Here is a 17,317-nt window from a genome sequence, read left to right as displayed (position 1 = left end):
GTCCGCTCGCCTTTCAAGGAGTTTGCCATGTACCGGATCGGCTTTGCCTGTAACTATCGCCATCCCGACCGAAGCCTGCCTGCAAAAGAGATCGAAGCCATCGAGCGGCTTTACAATGGCAAGACCACTACGCTGCGCTGGCTGTCCAGCCAGACGACCGAAGCCGCTGAGGAAAAGCTGCTCTATGTCATCGAGCACAACCTTCAAGCCCAGATGCGCCTGTTGCAGTACGTCAACGCCCTGCCATCGCATCTGCATATGATGCGGATGAGTAGCGATATTCTGCCGCTCTATAGTCATCCCAGTTATGCCTATTTTTATAAGTCGACGGCCATTCAGGATTTTATTTCCGAGCAGTTCCAGCTCATCGGCAATTACGCACGCAGCAATGACATTCGTCTATCCATGCATCCGGGGCAGTATTGCGTCCTGGGTTCGGACAACCCGCAGACGGTAGAAAACAGCATCCGTGAGTTCGAATACCATGCTGACATGATTCGCATGATGGGCTATGGACGGCAGTTCCAGGACTTCAAATGCAATATCCATATTGCAGGCAAACTTGGGATCGAAGGCATCCTGCATATCTGGCCGCGCCTGTCGGAGGTCGCCCGTAATTGCATTACTTTTGAAAATGAGGAGAAGAAATACGGCGTCGATGCCTGTCTCGAACTGGCCGGCCATGCGCCCGTCGTTTTGGATATCCACCACTGCTGGATTCACGAAGGCGGGTATATCGATCGTCATGACCCCCGTGTGCAACGCATTGTTGACAGTTGGCGTGGCGTTCGTCCGGCCATGCATTACTCGCAGTCTCAGGAAATGCTGATGGACCTGGGCGTCTCGGCTGACGACAAGATTGAAATGGATAACCTGCTGACCAAGGTCAACAAGCGCGATCTGTATGGACATAGCGACCGGATGTGGAACCGCTGGTGTAACGAATATGCCAAATCCTTCCTGGACGAGTTCGACATCATGTTCGAGGCCAAGCACAAGAACCTTGCCGTTATTGATTTCTACAATCAGTACATGGTCCAAAAAGCTGCCTAAGTCTCAATCCTGAGCATTCCTGGACAGGCCACCTGCAAAGGCTTTTAAGCTGGCTATAGTCAGTAGAACAATAATAAGAGGATCATTGCCATGGCTGAATTAGCGCGTCACGAGTTCTGGAAAGAGCTGCAGCCCATTCCAAACTGCTTCAAGCCGGATGCCAAACCCGAGGTCTATATCGAGGACGCACCCACTGAAGACGAGCGTTACTACGTGCCTTTTACCGATACCGTCTCAAGTCGCCCGTTATGGATCTCGCCCTCTGAGAACAAATGGTGCGACGTGCTCATGGCTAAACAGGCAGGTCTGGTGAACCGTCACTACCATCCTCATGAGGTGTTTGCTTATACCATTTCAGGGAAATGGGGCTATCTGGAGCATGGTTGGACGGCCAGAGCCGGTGATTTCGTTTACGAAACGCCTGGCGAAGGGCACACGCTGGTGGCTTATGATTACGATGAGCCGATGAAGGTGTTCTTTATCGTCAAGGGCCCGCTGATCTGGCTGGACGAGGCTGGAAACGCAGCCGGCTATTTTGATGTGCATGATTACATCAAGCTCTGCCGCGAGCATTTCGAGCGTGTTGGCATTGGTGCGGACTATGTCGATACGCTGTTCCGGTAGGTAAAGAAGTGCCCTGCGATCATCCTTGCAGGGCATCCTGTCATACCGGGATGTTCATATTGATACGGCGCCATACCGCTTCGGCAAAGCTGTAGGCTGCAAAGGCAATTAGCCCTAACGCGACTACCAACAAAATGGTATGCCCGAAAGGCAGGCTCTGAAGCCCGTTAAGGGCATCCTTGATACCTGGCGGATTCGTTGCATCGTAGCGTGAGCCGCTAATGACCAGCAGTACAGCAACCTCGATGAAGGCTACTCCACGTGCGATCAGACCGAAACGCGAGACAGGGCGTACCACGCGCATGACGTCTTCATCGGCCTCGAAATACCGCTCGAAAGAAGCTTTCCACCCCTTGACGATATGAGCAATGCCCACGCCCAGCGGGATCAAGGCGATTAGCCGTATCACTAGGTTTGAGTGATCCCATCCAAGCAGGTGCGAGAGAAAGTCTTGTGCCTGGCCGCCACCGCCGGAACCGCCGCCTTCGCCTGGGCCCTTAAAGCCACTGATCAAAAGCCCTAAGGCAAATAGTGCCAGAAGTACATAAGTCACGCTGCTGGCGAAGAGTCCGATACGGATAGTCAGCCCCTTCAGGTCCGTACCGTGATGGTCTGAGTCCTGCAAGCATTGCACGGCTCGCCAGGCGGCAAAGGCGGCAAGGCCAATGACTACAACCCAAAGCAGGGCGCTACCCGAGGGCTGGGCCAGGACGGTTTGCAGACTTTGATGGCTATCGACAGGCTGTCCTGAACCCATGGCCGCCAGTACGGCAAATCCACCAATGATAAGGTACACCACACCTCGGGCTGCATAGCCACCACGGGCTAGCAGGGTAAGGCCTCGATTAGGCGTCATGCTGTTTGAATTCCTTGTAATGATGGGCTGATACAGGGAAAGACCCGACAGCGGTGGTAAGGGTTCTTGCTGAAAGGCGGGATAACAAGCGAAACGGACGAAAGGCGAGTGGCCAGCATTTGTAGGTAAAAGCTTACAAGGACTCGCAGTGGTTGGCTCTAGGGGAAACGAAGGGAGCAGCGTAATCTATTCACATCGGAGCAGCGCACGGAAGCGCTCATGGTAGATCAAGGATCCGATATGACCGCCAGGATGGCAGCTTGACAGGATGTCGAGCATGGTCAACGAAACCCCGCTACGGCGGGGTTTTTCCGTTTCACCGGTTGAGTTTATCCAACGTCAGGGTCAGGCGACGTTCCAGTCCGACTCGTCCGTTATACGTCTCGCCATCGTCTACCCAGCCCCCGCCTAGATAAAGCCCCAACGCCTTTTCATTATGGGCATCTACTGCCAGCTGAATACTCCTGATACCGGGCCATTGCCTATAGGCGAGTTCAGGAAGTGCACCTATACAAGCCTTGCCCAACCCACGCCCCTGCGCTTGAACCGCAATCTGCAAGGCATGCAGCGAGCAAGCATCAGCACTGACCCACTGAGGTGAAAGCGGTGGTCGCTTGAGCAGAAACAGGCCTATCGGTAGTCCCGCTTCCAGCAGGGCAAACCCTCGTACAAGATTGGATGAATGCTTATGCAAGGCCGCCAATGCCGCTTCGGAAGTGCCTGAAAAGGCCACCTGTTCGGGTAATACTTCAAGGCTAAGCAAACTCTGATACTGCGTATCGCTAAGGGTAGTAACGGCTTCGATAATCATATGGCCATCATTTCGTCGGACGGTTGAACCGTTAATGACCACTATCAATCCTGTCGATTTCTCAAGTGGTGAAGCGGAGCGTACTGTAGAGGTCGGCTTAAGAGTAGATAGAGGTCCTTATGCCCATTATTCAAATCATGTCAGTTGTGGGTAGCGCTGTGCCTGCTGCGCTTCGTGAAGCAGGTTTTATTGTTTGCTGGTACCTTGTGCAGAACGGTGAGCGCATCAGCGGTCCGTTCACGACGCGCCATGCGGCGCAAGTGGAAATGAATACAATGATCGAGGAGCATACCCTCGCCTGACTTGGCTTTCGCTCCGGCATCATTTATAGCTTAGAAACATAGATATTCACTATCCCAAGCGTGGCGCTGGTTGCCGCTAATCACCGGCAGCCAATGCCAATGTGGTGCCAATGGTGACCATTCCAGCGGCCTTGGTTGCTAGCAGCCGGGGATGAGTCTTCAAAACCCACTCCCTGTTGAGCCCATGTGGTTAGCTGCTCCAATGCTTGCAATCGAGTATCAATGTATTAAATAGCAGGGTCTGCTGCTATTACTCCAGCTGTGCGCCTGAGTGCTCAGGCGCACAGGGGAGAGCTTGCTATTACCAGATCTTGATGCGCTTCTCTGGTGCCAGGTACATCTGATCGCTTGGCTTGACGTCATAGGCTTCATAGAAGCCAGGCACGTTGCTTAGAACGCCATTGGTACGATACTGCGCTGGCGAGTGTGGATCGGTTTTCAGGCGATTGAGCAGGTTCTGCTGTGTGTATTTGGTACACCAGACCTGTGCCCAGCCGGCAAAGAAGCGCTGCTCGGCAGTCATACCATCAATGACGGGCGCGGGCTGATTACCTAAAGACAGATGGTAGGCGGAGTAGGAGATGGTCACACCGCCCAGGTCGGCAATGTTTTCGCCAAGCGTAAAGCGGCCATTGATATGATAACCCGGCACCGGTTCATAGGCTGAATACTGCTCTGCCAGTGCTGCTGCACGTTTTTCAAAGCGCTCGCGGTCGGCCTTGGTCCACCACTCCCGCAAATTCCCGTCACCATCGAATTGCGAGCCCTGATCGTCAAAGCCGTGGCTGATCTCGTGACCGATGACTGCACCAATACCGCCATAGTTGACCGCATCTTCCGCGTTCATGTTGAAGAAGGGTGGTTGCAGAATGGCCGCCGGGAAGACAATTTCGTTACGCAGCGGGTTGTAATAAGCATTGACCGTTTGTGGTGTCATGCCCCATTCATTCGGGTCGACCGGCTTGCCAAGTTTGGCAAGGTTACGCTGGTATTCGAATGCCTGAGCACGCTGCAGATTGCCGATCAGGTCATCTGACGCGATGTGCAGAGGCGAGTAGTCGCGCCACTGGTTGGGGTAGCCGATCTTGTAGGTAAATTTTGCCAGCTTGGCCTTGGCTGCCTGACGGGTGTCTTCACTCATCCAGTCAAGCTTGTCCATGGCCTGCCCGTAGGCGGCAATAAGATTGCGTACCAGGGCTTCCATGCGGGCCTTGTTTTCTGGCGGGAAATGACGCTCTACGTATTCCTTGCCCAGGGCTTCACCCAGGCTGCCTTCCACAGCGCTTACGCCACGCTTCCACCGTGGGCGCTGCTCCTTTGCACCGTTCAGGGTTTGCTGGAAGAAGGCAAAGTCCTCCTGGGCATAGGCGTGGGGTAGTGCCTGTGCATAAGCATGCAACACTTGCCACTTGAGGTAGGCTTTCCAGGTGGAGAGCGGCGTTGAGGTCAGCAGTTTGCCAAGCCCGGTGATATAGCTGGGCTGCTCAACAATGATCTGCTGCTGACCGGCAAAACCGGTCTCCTGCAGGTAGGACGGCCAGTCGATGGCGCTGGTGAGCGTTCGTAGCTGCGTGGGCTTATAGGTGTTGTAGGTCTTGATAGGGTCACGGTTGTCGACCTTGTCCCATTGGGCCTCGGCGATCTGCTTCTCCAGCGCAGCAACCTTGCGCGCGCTTCCGGCAGGGTCTGCTATGTTGGCCAGGCTCAACATGCGTTGCATATGCGAGACGAAACCGGAGCGAATTTCGGCGAACTGCTTGTCATCGATCAGGTAATAATCCCGGTCGGGCAGGCTAAGGCCGGCTTGGCTGATCTCAGCGACATGGCGCTTGGAGTCCTTGGCATCTTGCGAGACATAGGGTTGGAGTGGAACATCGATACCCAGCTGCTGGAGTCGGGCCATTGTGATAAGCAGCGAGCGTCGGTCACGAATGGCATCAATAGCGTCCAATTGGCCTTGCAAGGGTTTAAGTCCCTGCGCCTCAATGGTTGCCTCATTCATGAACGAGGCATACATGTCCCCGATTTTCTGCTCATTACTACCCGCCGCTTTGCCGGACGTTGCGGCCAGCTCTTCGATAATGGCGTGCAATTGTTTTTCAGTCGTATCGGCAATGGCGTGGAAGGCCCCGTAGCTGGTTTTGTCAGCGGGGATGGGCGTGTTCTTCAGCCACTGGCCATTGATGGCTTTGAAGAAATCGTCCTGAGGGCGAATGCCAGTATCGAAATTTTCTTTTTTGATACCGGATTGCAGCGTGCTGATAGGGGGTTCAGGTTGAACAAGTTCTGATTTACCGCAGGCGCTCAACGCCAGTATACAAACGGCGCCGGCAAAGATATGTCTCATGGGATCTCCATTCGGATTGGCGTTCACTCAAGTCACTATAACGGGGCTCGCTTATGGCGAAGCCAACGGCTGTGCAAGGGTGGAGCCAAGCAGCGCCGCTGGCGTGTATTCCCTATGATGTCCGTAGTAAACGTACCAGAGACGGGGTGCTCTGGCACTGTTTTGGACTATAGAACCTCCTTTGTAGAGCGCTTGGCTACAAAATGGTGCCTACTAAAGACGATGATGCATCATTCCGTGCAATTAGCTGCCAAGGCAGGTTGCTGCGCGACTTGAAGCTTTCTCAGTAGATCCCGTTTCTTGCTGTGATGCGCCTGCATACGTGCCAGGAGGTCATGCAACGTGTGTACAGCCTTTAATATGTGCGGCCCCTTATTGAGCATTACACATTCAGCCCGTACGCCCATGGCAGCGTCTGTGATCTCAGCCCGTGAGGGGGCACCTTTCTTGGCCAGGGTCTCCAGTACCTGGGTTGCCCAGATCACCGGAACATGGGCTGCCTCGCACAGGCAAAGTATTTCCTCCTGAAGCTCAGCCAGCCGTTCGAAACCGCTTTCTACTGCCAGGTCGCCCCGTGCGATCATGACGCCAAAGCGCGGGAGATTCATCCCGGCAAAGAGAAGCGACGGCAGGTTTTCAAAGCCCCGACGCGTCTCGATCTTGAGTACGACGCCCAGCTCATGGGCGTTCAGCCGGTCAATGTGATGGAGCAACGCGCGAACATCGTCCGCTGTGTTGACGAAAGAGAACTCGACGACGTCGGCATGTGCAGCCGCAAACTCCAGGGCTTCGATGTCCTGGGGCGTGAGTGCATCCAGACGCAAGTGGCTATCTGGAAAGTTGATGCCCTTATCGCTTTTGAGCTTCGCTCCGCCTGGGGCATGGGTGATGCGGATACGCAGTGTTTCGCTCTGTACCGAATCGATGATTCCACCAATCTTGCCATCGTCGAACCAGACCGGCTCGCCGGCCCGTACATCATCGAAGATTTCGGGGAGGGTGCAGCCAATGGAGGCTGGAGTCAGGACTTCTCCAAAGCTGTCGTAAGTCGCCGAATGCCCGGTGTGCTGATCCTTGGTTAGAATCAGCACATCGCCTTCAACCAGTTTGATAGCCTGTTCCTGAGCCGGAAAGGGTGCAATGCGTGTTTCACGCTTCTTACCCTTTTGATCCTTAATCACCAAGACTGTATTCGACGTGATGTAAGCTGTCTTATGGAGCTCACCCCAGCAACCTTCGCGGGTGATGTCGACGATTTCGATGTCCCGCTTAGAGCCGCGAGCATCATGAAGCGTCACTTGAGTATGCAGCTGGAGGCGTGATAACCATTCCTCTGCTACCGGCAGGCTGGCATCCGCCACTGTCGGTGGTGCTTGCGGTTGCTCCCTGGCGGTCAGCCAGACACGGGCTGGCTTGACGACCCGGCCAAAATCATCGCGGGTTGGCTTGATCCGAAGTACAGCCGGACCGGCATTGATCTGTCCAGTGCGCAGCTTGGGCCCCGCCAAGTCCATCATGATGCGGCAGGGCCTGCCAAGGGCTTTCTCTGCGCGGCGTGCATGCTCAATCATCCGTCCCCAGGCCCTGGCATCATCATGTGCACAGTTGATGCGCAGGCTATCCATGCCGGCAGCCAGTAGCTCATGGATCAGAGAATAGTCATGCGCCGCCTCGCTGGGCATGGTCACCATGATCCGTACGCTACGTCCGTTCGGAGGCGGGCCAAACAGGGCTTCGGTATGCTCATGCAGCAGCTGTTCGCCCCGATCCATGCCTAGCGGCTCATAGGATAGCGGTGTCTTTTTACTGTCAGAGAGTTTTTGCAGCACCTCGATAAGGGTGGTGACGGACGCCAGAATGTAAGCTTCCGAGCGCCCCAGGGAAGACAGCCCTAGCTGAGCAAGACGGGCTTGGAGCGGGCGGATATCGTGGCGACGCAGGGCTAGATAATTCAGCAGATTACGTGCGCTCTCGGCATAGCTCTGGTGAACATGCTCTGCCAGGATGGGCGCATCACAGGCAGCAGCAACCATCTCGTCACGTAAGACTGTAAGTTCGGACAGGGTGGCTTCGATGTCGGCCGGTATCAGTGAACCTCTGGGTAATGTCCTGGTGTTCAAGGTGTAACCTCAACAGTCAAAGTCTGGATGACAGCCGGTGCCATCACGTCGTGTCGCCCGAGCTAAGCACAGGTATATGACGCTGGTGTGTAAGCCAGATTTACAGAAAATCGCCGGGCAAGCGGTTAGAAAAAGGTGGGTTGCGGATGTTCTAAATGACACCCGGCGCTTTGTTTCATGAGCTTACGGTAATGGCATCAGTGCCGGGCAGGCACTACCGATGTAGGCAAAGGCTTACAACGATTGACTAGGATTGGCGCTAGAGGGGAGGGCGGCAGCAGCGTAATCTTTTCACCTATGGAATGCAGCGCAGGACGCGCTCATGAGCCTCAAGGATGAAAGACCCGCCAGGATGGCACTCGATACGGATATCGAGCGGTCAGCAAAACCCCCGCCTAGGCGGGGTTTTTTCTTTAGGGTAAGAAAAGATCTATGCGAACCTTTTCCGGTAGACCCTTTTTAGGTATGGGAGTGAGGCGCTGGCGTTTCGCTCTGGGCCGTATTGGTAGGCGGCAGATTGTCTGGCGGAACGGCTAACGCACGCAGGGCGCCTGACATGATCTGGCTGAACACGGGGGCCGAAACCAGGCCACCGTAGTAGCCGATCTTGGTGGGGGAGTCCATCATCACGGCCAGGACCAGCTTGGGGTCGCTGGCGGGGGCCATACCTACGAACATCGAGCGATAGGCGTGCTCCTTATAACCGCCACCGCCAGAACGACGTGCCGTACCGCTTTTACCGGCTACCTGATAGCCCGGTACGCGCGCCCGCACTACGCCGCTTGGATCTTCTACGACCTCTTTGAGCATCATGCGAATCCGGTGGGCCACCTGAGGGTCCATGGCCGGCACCAATTGTTGTGGGTTATCCCGCAGCAACGAAAGCGGCGCAAGCTTCCCGTCATTGGCAAAGACTGTATAGGCCTGAGCCAGCTCAGCCGTATTAACGGCCAGGCTATAGCCGTACGACATACTGGCTGTAGCGATTCTGGACCATTTGACATGGTTGGGCAGATAACCCGCGTTCTCGCCTGGAAAGCCTAGGGAGAGAGGCGAACCGAAGCCGACCCGGCCCAACTGCTCAAGGATGGGTTTGGGGCCCACTTCGAGGGCTACCTTGCTCATGCCGATGTTTGACGAGTTGATCAGTACACCGGTCATGGTAAGGAGATCCCGGCGCGCAACGTCACGAATCGTGTGCCCGTCAATGACAAACCAGCCCGGCGCTACGCTGACCTGAGTGTTTTCGTTGAATTTACCTGTCGCCAATGCCGCTGACATGCTGAACGGCTTGATGACCGAGCCGGGTTCGAACACGTCGGTCAGGGCCCGGTTACGCATGAATGTCGGGTTAATGGAGGCACGGTTGTTCGGGTTGTAGGACGGGAAGTTCGCCATGGCCAGGATCTGACCATTTTTGGGGTTGACCAGTACGGCCGAGCCGGACAGGGCGCCAAATTTGGTAACTGCTTCCTGCAAGGCGCGATAGGCTTCGAATTGCAGGCGCAAATCAATGGATAGAGCAACGTCCTGGCTGGGCTTGGGCTGTTTGTCGACCTTGATGTTCTTGACGATGGAGCCACGCGGGTTGATCAATACCTCACGAACACCGGCCTTTCCGCTGAGCCACTCGTTATAACCCAGCTCCACGCCTTCCTGACCTTCGCCGTCCAGGTTGACCAGACCGATCAGCTGGGCAGTCAGGTCCGAGCTTGGGTAATAGCGCTTATATTCCTTGAGCTGATGCACGCCCTTGATATCGAGCGCCATGATGTCTTCGCCCTCAATAGGCGAAAGACCACGTGCAAGGTAGAGGAAGTGCTTTTCCGAGCGGGCACTGATATAGGACAGGAGTTCGCCTGCGGGACGATGCAGGGCCGCAGCCAGTGCTGGCACCCGGTCCATGCTTTCCTTCATTTCCGAAGGATTGCACCAGATCGTGGAGACTTCGGTGGAGACGGCCAATGGCGAGCCATTGCGGTCGGTGATGAGGCCACGGGTGACCGGGATAGGGATATGACGAACGCTGCGCCGCTCGCCTTGGTCGATCAGAAATTCACTGTCATGAATTCGAAGGTAAAACAGCCGGGAGACCACGGCCAGGGTCAGCAAAAGCAAAAAAAATAACACCGCGTGAAAACGGTAGCGGTTTGAAAATCCATTCATGGTCTTGGCAACTTGATGTGTTCAATGCCTGGGCAAGCCCTCATCAGACCTGTTGCTCTGATGAGGCGAGAAAGCGCGGATAGTACCGTAAAGGTGCCTATTTTTGGCGATGGGTTTCGCATTGGCGTGTGCATCTTACAGTCCCAAAGACGTTGACACGACCGGTGGCCATCGCCCCAGATAGGCCTGCTTGAGCAGCTCACGGCGCAACGTTCGGCTGTTGTTTCGTTTGCGGTAGAGCGTGTTGTGGCTCAGGCCAAGGCATCCGGCGGTGCATGTCATCTGCCAACATCCATGTTCAGATACCTGAAGCAGGGCGGCCTTTTCAACGCTGTCCCAAAGGGCAGCAGATGCAGGTGTGTTCATCAGGCAAGATATCACTGATACATCACCCACACAGGTCACTCTGATCCCACAAAGGCTGCCAAAACTAGCAGTACATTGCGCCGCTAGCGGACGTTGCCTGACCACCGATGCCCAGGTAGAGCTTGGCGAGCCTCAATGGGCAGCGTCAGGATTTGCCTTGCGCTTTTTCAAAAGCAACTGGTTCAACAAGGTGGCCTATCGTGTCGTTTACGCATGGTCAGCTCACCACCAGCGTATTGAGCCGGTCATCGGGAGCTCCCGAAAGCTGCCGTCAGCCACGCGTATCTTTAAGCCACCCATGTGGGCCAAGCGCTGACGTAAGAGCTGTCATGATTCAGCGAAGTGCGTAATAGCGCCTATGCTTGATCAGGCGCTAGCCAAATGCAAATGGATATCGTCGACGGTGCCAGAAGTGGTAAAACCTGTGTTGCCACTGACCTGCTGAACGATCCATGTCGACCCGCGCAGGACAGCCAAAGTCACCTGCTGCGCACATTGGCTACAGTTGGCTCAGGCTTTGTTATTTCATACGTATTACCGACCCTCATAACAAACACAACATCGGGAGAATCACCATGCGTTACGCAGCCCCTGGCAACCAAGGTGCTCTGATCACTCTGCAATCCCGTTACGGCAACTATATTGGCGGTGAGTTTGTACCACCCGTCAAAGGCCAGTATTTCACTAACACCTCACCGGTCAATGGCTCTGTAATCGGTGAGTTCCCTCGCTCTTCTGCCGAGGATATCGAAAAAGCGCTGGACGCCGCCCATGCCGCAGCAGAGGCTTGGGGCAGGACCTCAGTTCAGGCGCGCTCGCTGACGCTGCTCAAGATTGCCGACCGTATCGAGCAGAATCTGGAAAGGCTGGCGATTGCCGAAACCTGGGACAATGGCAAGGCCGTGCGTGAAACCCTCAATGCCGACGTGCCGCTGGCCGCTGATCATTTCCGTTACTTTGCAGGCTGCATTCGAGCACAGGAAGGTACCGCCGCTGAGATCGATCAGCATACGGCGGCCTATCATTTCCATGAGCCGCTGGGCGTAGTCGGCCAGATTATCCCCTGGAACTTCCCGTTGCTGATGGCCGCCTGGAAGCTGGCACCTGCACTTGCAGCAGGCAACTGCGTGGTCCTGAAGCCGGCCGAGCAGACGCCGCTCTCCATTACGCTCTTTGTCGAGATGATCGGCGATCTGCTGCCGCCCGGCGTGATCAATATCGTACAAGGGTACGGCAAGGAGGCAGGTGAGGCGCTGGCCACCAGCACACGTATCGCCAAGATCGCCTTTACCGGTTCGACGCCGGTAGGCTCGCATATCCTCAAGTGCGCGGCGGCCAATATCATTCCAAGCACTGTCGAGCTGGGTGGCAAGTCACCTAACATCTATTTCGACGACATCATGGGCGCGGAGCAGAGCTTTATCGAGAAAGCAGCTGAAGGGCTGGTGCTGGGTTTCTTCAACCAAGGGGAGGTGTGTACGTGCCCGTCCCGTGCCTTGGTGCAGGAATCAATCTACGAGCCGTTCATGGTGGAAGTCATGAAAAAAGTGGCACAAATCAAGCGTGGCGATCCGTTGGATACAGACACCATGGTAGGTGCACAGGCGTCTCAACAGCAGTTTGAAAAGATTGTCTCGTATCTGGAAATTGCCCGCAGTGAGGGGGCTGAGTTTCTGGCTGGCGGCGCCGTGGAAACCCTGCAGGGTGATCTTGCCAACGGGTATTACATCCAGCCGACTCTGCTCAAGGGACACAACAAGATGCGAGTGTTCCAGGAGGAGATTTTCGGACCGGTCATTGGTGTTACTACGTTCAAGGATGAAGCCGAAGCGCTCGCCATTGCCAACGATACCGAATTTGGCCTGGGCGCGGGTGTCTGGACACGGGACATCAACCGCGCCTATCGCATGGGCCGTGGTATCAAGGCCGGGCGTGTGTGGACCAACTGCTATCACCTCTATCCCGCCCATGCGGCATTCGGTGGCTACAAGAAGTCCGGCATCGGTCGCGAGACCCACAAGATGATGCTGGATCACTATCAGCAGACCAAGAACCTGCTGATCAGCTACGACACCAATCCGTTGGGTTTCTTCTAAGCCTGTCATGAGGGCTGGTGAGTGATCACTGGCCCTCTCTGGCTACCGCTTACCTCCTATGAGGATTCGATCTGAGCTTCTCTTGAGCCAGATCATGATTCCGCAGCGCTATTTGCTCCAGGCTAATGGTATGGAGCGCCGGAAGCGTTTGACCTGACCTTTGCCAGCACGACTCCATACGTCATGTATCCATGAGGGATCACGTCATGCCTAAAACAATGAAAGCTGCCGTCGTTCGTGAGTTTGGTAAACCGCTGGAAATCGAGGAGGTAAATGTCCCCACGCCAGGGGCAGGGCAGGTCCTGGTAAAGATCGAAGCTTCCGGTGTGTGCCATACCGATCTGCATGCCGCAGAAGGGGACTGGCCCGTCAAACCCAATCCTCCCTTTATCCCAGGGCATGAGGGGGTTGGGTATGTGGTGGGGGTAGGTGCCGGAGTCACCCATGTGAAGGAGGGCGACCGGGTCGGTATTCCATGGCTGTATTCAACCTGCGGCCATTGCGAACACTGCCTGGGTGGCTGGGAGACCCTGTGCGAGGAGCAGAAGAACACCGGCTATTCGGTCAATGGCGGCTTTGCCGAGTATGCCCTGGCTGATGCAGGCTACGTAGGGCGGTTGCCGGATAACGTGAGCTTTATCGAGATCGCGCCAGTGCTGTGCGCTGGTGTGACCGTTTATAAAGGCCTGAAGATGACCGAGACCAAGCCCGGCCAATGGGTAGTCATCTCTGGAATCGGTGGCCTTGGGCACATGGCAGTGCAGTATGCCAAGGCCATGGGCATGAACGTGGCGGCCGTCGATGTAGACGACAACAAGCTGGAACTGGCGCGCCGACTTGGGGCTGAGGTGACCGTTAATTGCCGTGAGCTGGATCCGGCCGGTTATCTGAAGAAGGAAATCGGTGGGGCCCACGGTGCATTGGTTACGGCTGTTTCGCCGAAGGCCTTCGAGCAGGCCATCGGCATGACTCGGCGTGGCGGTACGATTGCCTTGAACGGTCTCCCGCCAGGCGAATTCCCTCTGTCGATTTTTGACATGGTGCTTAATGGCACCACCGTTCGTGGCTCTATCGTAGGAACACGGCTGGATCTGCAGGAAGCCCTGGAGTTTGCTGGTGAGGGCAAGGTCAAGGCAACCGTTGCGGCTGAACCTCTCGAAAATATCAATAACATCTTTGCCCGGATGCACGAGGGCAAGATCGAAGGACGTATTGTGATCGATATGAGCCTGTCCTGACCTTGCTGCGGTACGTCCTGCCTTTTGGGTAGGGCGTACCATTTGTGCATTATCCCGCCTGCCCTAGGGTACCTGCTCTGGTTCCCGCCTGCCTTGGTACTGCATCTTCTCTCTGCAAGCACCTTCAGAAAACTAAAAGACGATGGTTATCCCAGCTGACGTAGGGGTTTGCTTGTGAAACAATCCTGCGCCGCCATCTTTTGGGAGCTGAAGGCATGAATGTTCAGACGCGCAACAACGTTCACGTCACGGGTAGCGGGCCAGCTACCATGGTTTTTTCCCATGGATTTGGCTGTGATCAGAGCATGTGGCGTTTTCTCGCTCCTGTATTTGCCAAGCGATACCGGACGGTATTGTATGACCTTGTTGGCAGCGGCCTATCCGATCTTGCCGCTTATGATTGGGAAAAATACAACGCCCTGAAGGGCTATGCCGACGATGTGCTTGAGATCATCGATGAGTTTGCCGAGGGACCTGTGATCTTTGTGGGCCACTCAGTCAGCGCAATGATTGGCATGTTGGCGGATATCGCTGCTCCAGATCGCTTTGCTGCCCATATCATGATCGGTCCGTCGCCTTGTTACATCAACGATACCGGGTATTTCGGCGGTTTTAGCCGCAGTGATATCGAGTCATTGCTGGAAACCCTGGAAAGCAACTACCTAGGATGGTCGAGCACGATGGCGCCTGCCATTATGGGTGCGCCGGGCCAGCCGGAGTTGGGTACTGAACTGACTAATAGTTTCTGCCGCACCGATCCAGAGATTGCCAAGCAGTTTGCCCGTGTCACGTTTACTTCGGATAACCGGGCAGACCTTGCCAAGCTTCAAACCGACACGTTGATCCTTCAATGCAGCGATGATCTGATCGCACCGGTTCAGGTGGGCGAATATATGCATCGGACGCTACCAAACAGCGTCCTGCAGGTCATTGATAATGTCGGGCATTGTCCGCACCTGAGCGAGCCGGATGCGAGTATCAATGCCATGAATGCCTTCCTCGGCACGCTATGTTGTGATGCCTGTGTCGTCTGACAACACCGGCTTGCCGGATGCTGAAATGCTTTTTGACGAGGCGGCCTGTGGGCTTCTGGTAACCAGCCGGGACGGTGTCATTCGCCGTGTGAATAAAACGTTTTGTCGGTGGATGGGCTATTGCGCCTCTGAATTGGTCGGTTTACGGCGGATACAAGATCTGCTGACGATGGGCGGGCGTATTTTCCACCAGACGCACTGGGCACCACTGTTGCAGATCCAGGGTTCCGTGGCCGAGGTAAAACTTGATCTGGTTCACCAGGCGGGACATACGATCCCGATCATTCTCAATGCCGTTCGTCACGAATACCCTGCTGGGGTTTTTCATGAATTAGCTGTTTTTGTGGCCGAGGATCGTCATAAGTACGAGCGTGAGCATGTCCTGGCGCGACAGCGGGCCGAAGAGCTACTGATCAAGCAGCGTGAGGCGCAGCAGGCGCTTGAAGTGGCTCAGGCCAAACTTAGGCTGGCGCTTGAGTCCGCCCAACTACTGGTCTGGGACGTTGACCCCGAAACGGCTGAGCGCCGTTATGAAGAGGGGGTTGCCAGTCTGCTGGGGTTCGATGCGCCACAGACTATTACTGATCAGCAATATGCCTCATTCATTGAACCAGGGGATCGTGAACGGGAGCAGTTGGCCTTTTCACAGGCCTTAAACACCTATGGTGAGGCCTATCGCTGTGTTTACCGGCTCAATGGCGTGGATGGTATCCAGCGAACAGTCAGCTCTTCAGGGAGGGGGCTGTTCAAGGCAGATGGCTCGCTGCATCAGTTCGTAGGCATTCTGCAGGACATTACCGAGCTGAGCCAGCAGCGGGCCGAGGCAGAGGATCGTGCCTTGTTTGCCGAACAGATGGTGGGGATCGTCAGCCATGACCTGCGTAACCCGTTATCAGCCATCCGAATGGGGATTCATCTGCTGGAACGAGGCGAGGTCACGCCTGTTCAGGCGCAGGTGCTAAGTCATCTCACGCATTCTACGGACCGGGCGCAGCGGCTGATTGCTGACCTGCTCGACTTTACCGTTGCTCGGGTGGGGCAGGGGATTACATTATCCCATGAGCCTATCCAACTGCATGAGCTGGTATCCGCCAGCGTTACCGAGCTGACCCTGGCGTTTCCTGATCGAGCAATGGAGCATAGTGCGTGCGGAGAGGGTGTCTGCATGGGCGACGCTGATCGCATCACTCAGGTTATTGGTAATCTGGTCTCCAATGCCATGGCCTATGGTGCCATAGACCGTACGGTTACCGTACGGTCCGGCATCGAAGAGGATACCTTCTGGATCTCGGTTCATAATCATGGGACGCCCATTCCAGAGGACGTTCTGCCTGATTTGTTCGAGCCCATGACTAGGGGTGGCAGCGGCAACAACAAGGCGCGTAGTGTAGGGCTTGGTCTGTTCATCGTGCGTGAAATCATACGGGCCCACGAGGGCGATATTCACGTCACCTCATCTGCTGGAAAGGGAACGACCTTTACCGCCATATTCCCGCGAAGGGCTATGGCGTCTGCCTAGGCCTGCTCCCGGACAGGCCAGGCCTATGTTGGGCTCAGGCAGGTCGATTTTCAGTCGCCATCTTTAGCGCCAGCCCCGCCAGTACCGTTCCCATCAGCCACCGCTGCACTAACAGCCATAGCGGCCGCCCGGCCAGAAAGGCTGCAATAGAGCCGGCAGTAAAGGCGATCAGCCCGTTCACGGTGACACTGATCAGGATCTGAGTTGTCCCCAGCGTAAGCGACTGCATCAACACGCTGCCTTGTGCAGGCGAGATGAATTGCGGCAGCAGGGACAGATAGATCACGGCGATCTTAGGGTTGAGCAGGTTGGTCACAAAACCCATGGCAAAGAGCTTACGTGGGTTGTCCTTAGGCAAGTCCCTGACCTGGAAGGGTGAACTGCCACCAGGTTTGACTGCCTGCCACGCCAGATATAACAGGTACAGCGCACCCCCAATTCGCAGCGCATCATAAGCGAAAGGCACAGCCATCAGCAGGGCAGTGATGCCAAGGGCGGCGCAGACCATATAAAACGCAAAACCCAGTGCCACACCGCCGAGGGATATCATCCCAGCCTTACGGCCCTGGCAGATAGAGCGGGAAATCAGGTAAACCATATTTGGGCCGGGCGTAAGCGCCATACCCAGGGTGATGGCTGCAAAGGCAAGCAGGTGCGTGGTCTCTGGCATAGCTGATCCTTCAGGAAATGTTTCCAGGCTATCTATATACCATTGAAAAACGTTCAATGGATTGAATCGTGAGCCAGCAGGAAGTGGCTAAGCTTAGAGCATCAGTTTCACACAA

General features: G+C 55.5%; 15 protein-coding genes. 8 read left to right on the top strand and 7 right to left on the bottom strand.

The features are described 5' to 3' along the window. Window positions 1–27 precede the first annotated feature (27 nt). Window positions 28–1,053 carry a UV DNA damage repair endonuclease UvsE gene (uvsE, locus tag IEX86_RS12955; RefSeq protein ID WP_188866545.1) on the top strand — a complete coding sequence of 342 codons (1,026 nt, stop codon included), beginning with the start codon at window positions 28–30 and terminating at the stop codon, window positions 1,051–1,053. 90 nt (window positions 1,054–1,143) lie between these two features. Then, window positions 1,144–1,677, top strand: a complete 534-nt coding sequence (locus IEX86_RS12950; RefSeq protein ID WP_188866544.1) for a 2,4'-dihydroxyacetophenone dioxygenase family protein — start codon at window positions 1,144–1,146, stop codon at window positions 1,675–1,677. A 40-nt stretch (window positions 1,678–1,717) separates the two neighbouring features. On the opposite strand, the gene IEX86_RS12945 is transcribed toward IEX86_RS12950, so the two are convergent. After that, entirely contained in the window at window positions 1,718–2,533 is an 816-nt protein-coding gene (locus IEX86_RS12945) for a DUF1206 domain-containing protein (protein WP_188866543.1), read from the bottom strand. A gap of 316 nt (window positions 2,534–2,849) precedes the next feature. Continuing rightward, entirely contained in the window at window positions 2,850–3,344 is a 495-nt protein-coding gene (locus IEX86_RS12940) for a GNAT family N-acetyltransferase (RefSeq protein ID WP_188866542.1), read from the bottom strand. A 119-nt stretch (window positions 3,345–3,463) separates the two neighbouring features. Here IEX86_RS12940 and IEX86_RS12935 point away from each other — a divergent pair, with 119 nt between their 5' ends. Beyond that, window positions 3,464–3,646 carry a hypothetical protein gene (locus IEX86_RS12935; protein ID WP_188866541.1) on the top strand — a complete coding sequence of 61 codons (183 nt, stop codon included), beginning with the start codon at window positions 3,464–3,466 and terminating at the stop codon, window positions 3,644–3,646. Between the two features lie 301 nt (window positions 3,647–3,947). Here the strand turns inward: IEX86_RS12935 and IEX86_RS12930 are convergent, their stop codons facing one another. The 4 genes from IEX86_RS12930 to IEX86_RS12915 all read right to left on the bottom strand — a co-directional run bounded on the left by IEX86_RS12930 (window position 3,948) and on the right by IEX86_RS12915 (window position 10,645). Beyond that, window positions 3,948–5,993 (bottom strand): M13 family metallopeptidase, encoded by a 2,046-nt coding sequence (locus IEX86_RS12930; protein WP_188866540.1) that lies wholly within the window; start codon window positions 5,991–5,993, stop codon window positions 3,948–3,950. 230 nt (window positions 5,994–6,223) lie between these two features. Then, window positions 6,224–8,113, bottom strand: coding sequence for a pyruvate kinase (locus IEX86_RS12925; protein ID WP_188866539.1), 1,890 nt, complete (start codon window positions 8,111–8,113; stop codon window positions 6,224–6,226). A gap of 459 nt (window positions 8,114–8,572) precedes the next feature. Then, window positions 8,573–10,279 carry a peptidoglycan D,D-transpeptidase FtsI family protein gene (locus IEX86_RS12920; RefSeq protein ID WP_188866538.1) on the bottom strand — a complete coding sequence of 569 codons (1,707 nt, stop codon included), beginning with the start codon at window positions 10,277–10,279 and terminating at the stop codon, window positions 8,573–8,575. Window positions 10,280–10,414: 135 nt separating this feature from the next. Beyond that, on the bottom strand, window positions 10,415–10,645 hold the full coding sequence (locus IEX86_RS12915; protein ID WP_188866537.1) for a hypothetical protein: 231 nt from the start codon (window positions 10,643–10,645) through the stop codon (window positions 10,415–10,417). On the opposite strand from IEX86_RS12915, the gene IEX86_RS12910 reads away from it, so the two are divergent. The 5 genes from IEX86_RS12910 (at window position 10,638) to IEX86_RS12890 (ending at window position 16,532) form a co-directional block, all read left to right on the top strand. Further along, complete coding sequence (locus IEX86_RS12910; protein ID WP_188866536.1) at window positions 10,638–10,961, top strand: hypothetical protein; 324 nt, start codon at window positions 10,638–10,640, stop codon at window positions 10,959–10,961. The two genes, IEX86_RS12915 and IEX86_RS12910, sit on opposite strands and share 8 nt — an antisense overlap. A 259-nt stretch (window positions 10,962–11,220) precedes the next feature. Then, the gene (gene exaC / locus IEX86_RS12905; protein ID WP_188866535.1) at window positions 11,221–12,741 is read left to right on the top strand and encodes an acetaldehyde dehydrogenase ExaC; all 1,521 of its coding nucleotides are present in this window, start codon (window positions 11,221–11,223) and stop codon (window positions 12,739–12,741) included. A gap of 206 nt (window positions 12,742–12,947) precedes the next feature. Then, window positions 12,948–13,979: an alcohol dehydrogenase AdhP gene (gene adhP, locus IEX86_RS12900; protein WP_188866534.1), complete on the top strand. Its 1,032-nt coding sequence runs from the start codon at window positions 12,948–12,950 to the stop codon at window positions 13,977–13,979. A gap of 215 nt (window positions 13,980–14,194) precedes the next feature. After that, the gene (locus IEX86_RS12895) at window positions 14,195–15,013 is read left to right on the top strand and encodes an alpha/beta fold hydrolase (RefSeq protein ID WP_188866533.1); all 819 of its coding nucleotides are present in this window, start codon (window positions 14,195–14,197) and stop codon (window positions 15,011–15,013) included. Further along, window positions 15,003–16,532 carry a sensor histidine kinase gene (locus IEX86_RS12890; protein WP_188866532.1) on the top strand — a complete coding sequence of 510 codons (1,530 nt, stop codon included), beginning with the start codon at window positions 15,003–15,005 and terminating at the stop codon, window positions 16,530–16,532. Before IEX86_RS12895 ends, IEX86_RS12890 begins: the two co-directional genes overlap by 11 nt. 34 nt (window positions 16,533–16,566) lie before the next feature. Here IEX86_RS12890 and IEX86_RS12885 read toward each other — a convergent pair whose 3' ends face one another. Next, window positions 16,567–17,202, bottom strand: coding sequence for a LysE family translocator (locus tag IEX86_RS12885; protein ID WP_188866531.1), 636 nt, complete (start codon window positions 17,200–17,202; stop codon window positions 16,567–16,569). Window positions 17,203–17,317: the final 115 nt, after the last annotated feature.

Origin of the sequence: Pseudomonas asuensis, from assembly GCF_014646755.1 — a bacterium.
GTDB classification, from domain to species: Bacteria; Pseudomonadota; Gammaproteobacteria; order Pseudomonadales; family Pseudomonadaceae; genus Chryseomonas; species Chryseomonas asuensis.
Note: the sequence above shows the minus strand (reverse complement) of the source record. Positions and strands in the feature narration are given on the sequence as shown.

Bases quoted from the DNA above. Each gene is read 5' to 3' on its own strand.
- adhP (WP_188866534.1), top strand. From the start codon at position 12,948: ATGCCTAAAACAATGAAAGCTGCCGTCGTTCGTGAGTTTGGTAAACCG.
- IEX86_RS12950 (WP_188866544.1), top strand. From the start codon at position 1,144: ATGGCTGAATTAGCGCGTCACGAGTTCTGGAAAGAGCTGCAGCCCATT.
- IEX86_RS12930 (WP_188866540.1), bottom strand. From the start codon at position 5,993: ATGAGACATATCTTTGCCGGCGCCGTTTGTATACTGGCGTTGAGCGCC.
- IEX86_RS12940 (WP_188866542.1), bottom strand. From the start codon at position 3,344: ATGATTATCGAAGCCGTTACTACCCTTAGCGATACGCAGTATCAGAGT.
- uvsE (WP_188866545.1), top strand. From the start codon at position 28: ATGTACCGGATCGGCTTTGCCTGTAACTATCGCCATCCCGACCGAAGC.
- IEX86_RS12885 (WP_188866531.1), bottom strand. From the start codon at position 17,202: ATGCCAGAGACCACGCACCTGCTTGCCTTTGCAGCCATCACCCTGGGT.
- IEX86_RS12945 (WP_188866543.1), bottom strand. From the start codon at position 2,533: ATGACGCCTAATCGAGGCCTTACCCTGCTAGCCCGTGGTGGCTATGCA.
- exaC (WP_188866535.1), top strand. From the start codon at position 11,221: ATGCGTTACGCAGCCCCTGGCAACCAAGGTGCTCTGATCACTCTGCAA.
- IEX86_RS12895 (WP_188866533.1), top strand. From the start codon at position 14,195: ATGAATGTTCAGACGCGCAACAACGTTCACGTCACGGGTAGCGGGCCA.
- IEX86_RS12920 (WP_188866538.1), bottom strand. From the start codon at position 10,279: ATGAATGGATTTTCAAACCGCTACCGTTTTCACGCGGTGTTATTTTTT.
- IEX86_RS12915 (WP_188866537.1), bottom strand. From the start codon at position 10,645: ATGAACACACCTGCATCTGCTGCCCTTTGGGACAGCGTTGAAAAGGCC.
- IEX86_RS12935 (WP_188866541.1), top strand. From the start codon at position 3,464: ATGCCCATTATTCAAATCATGTCAGTTGTGGGTAGCGCTGTGCCTGCT.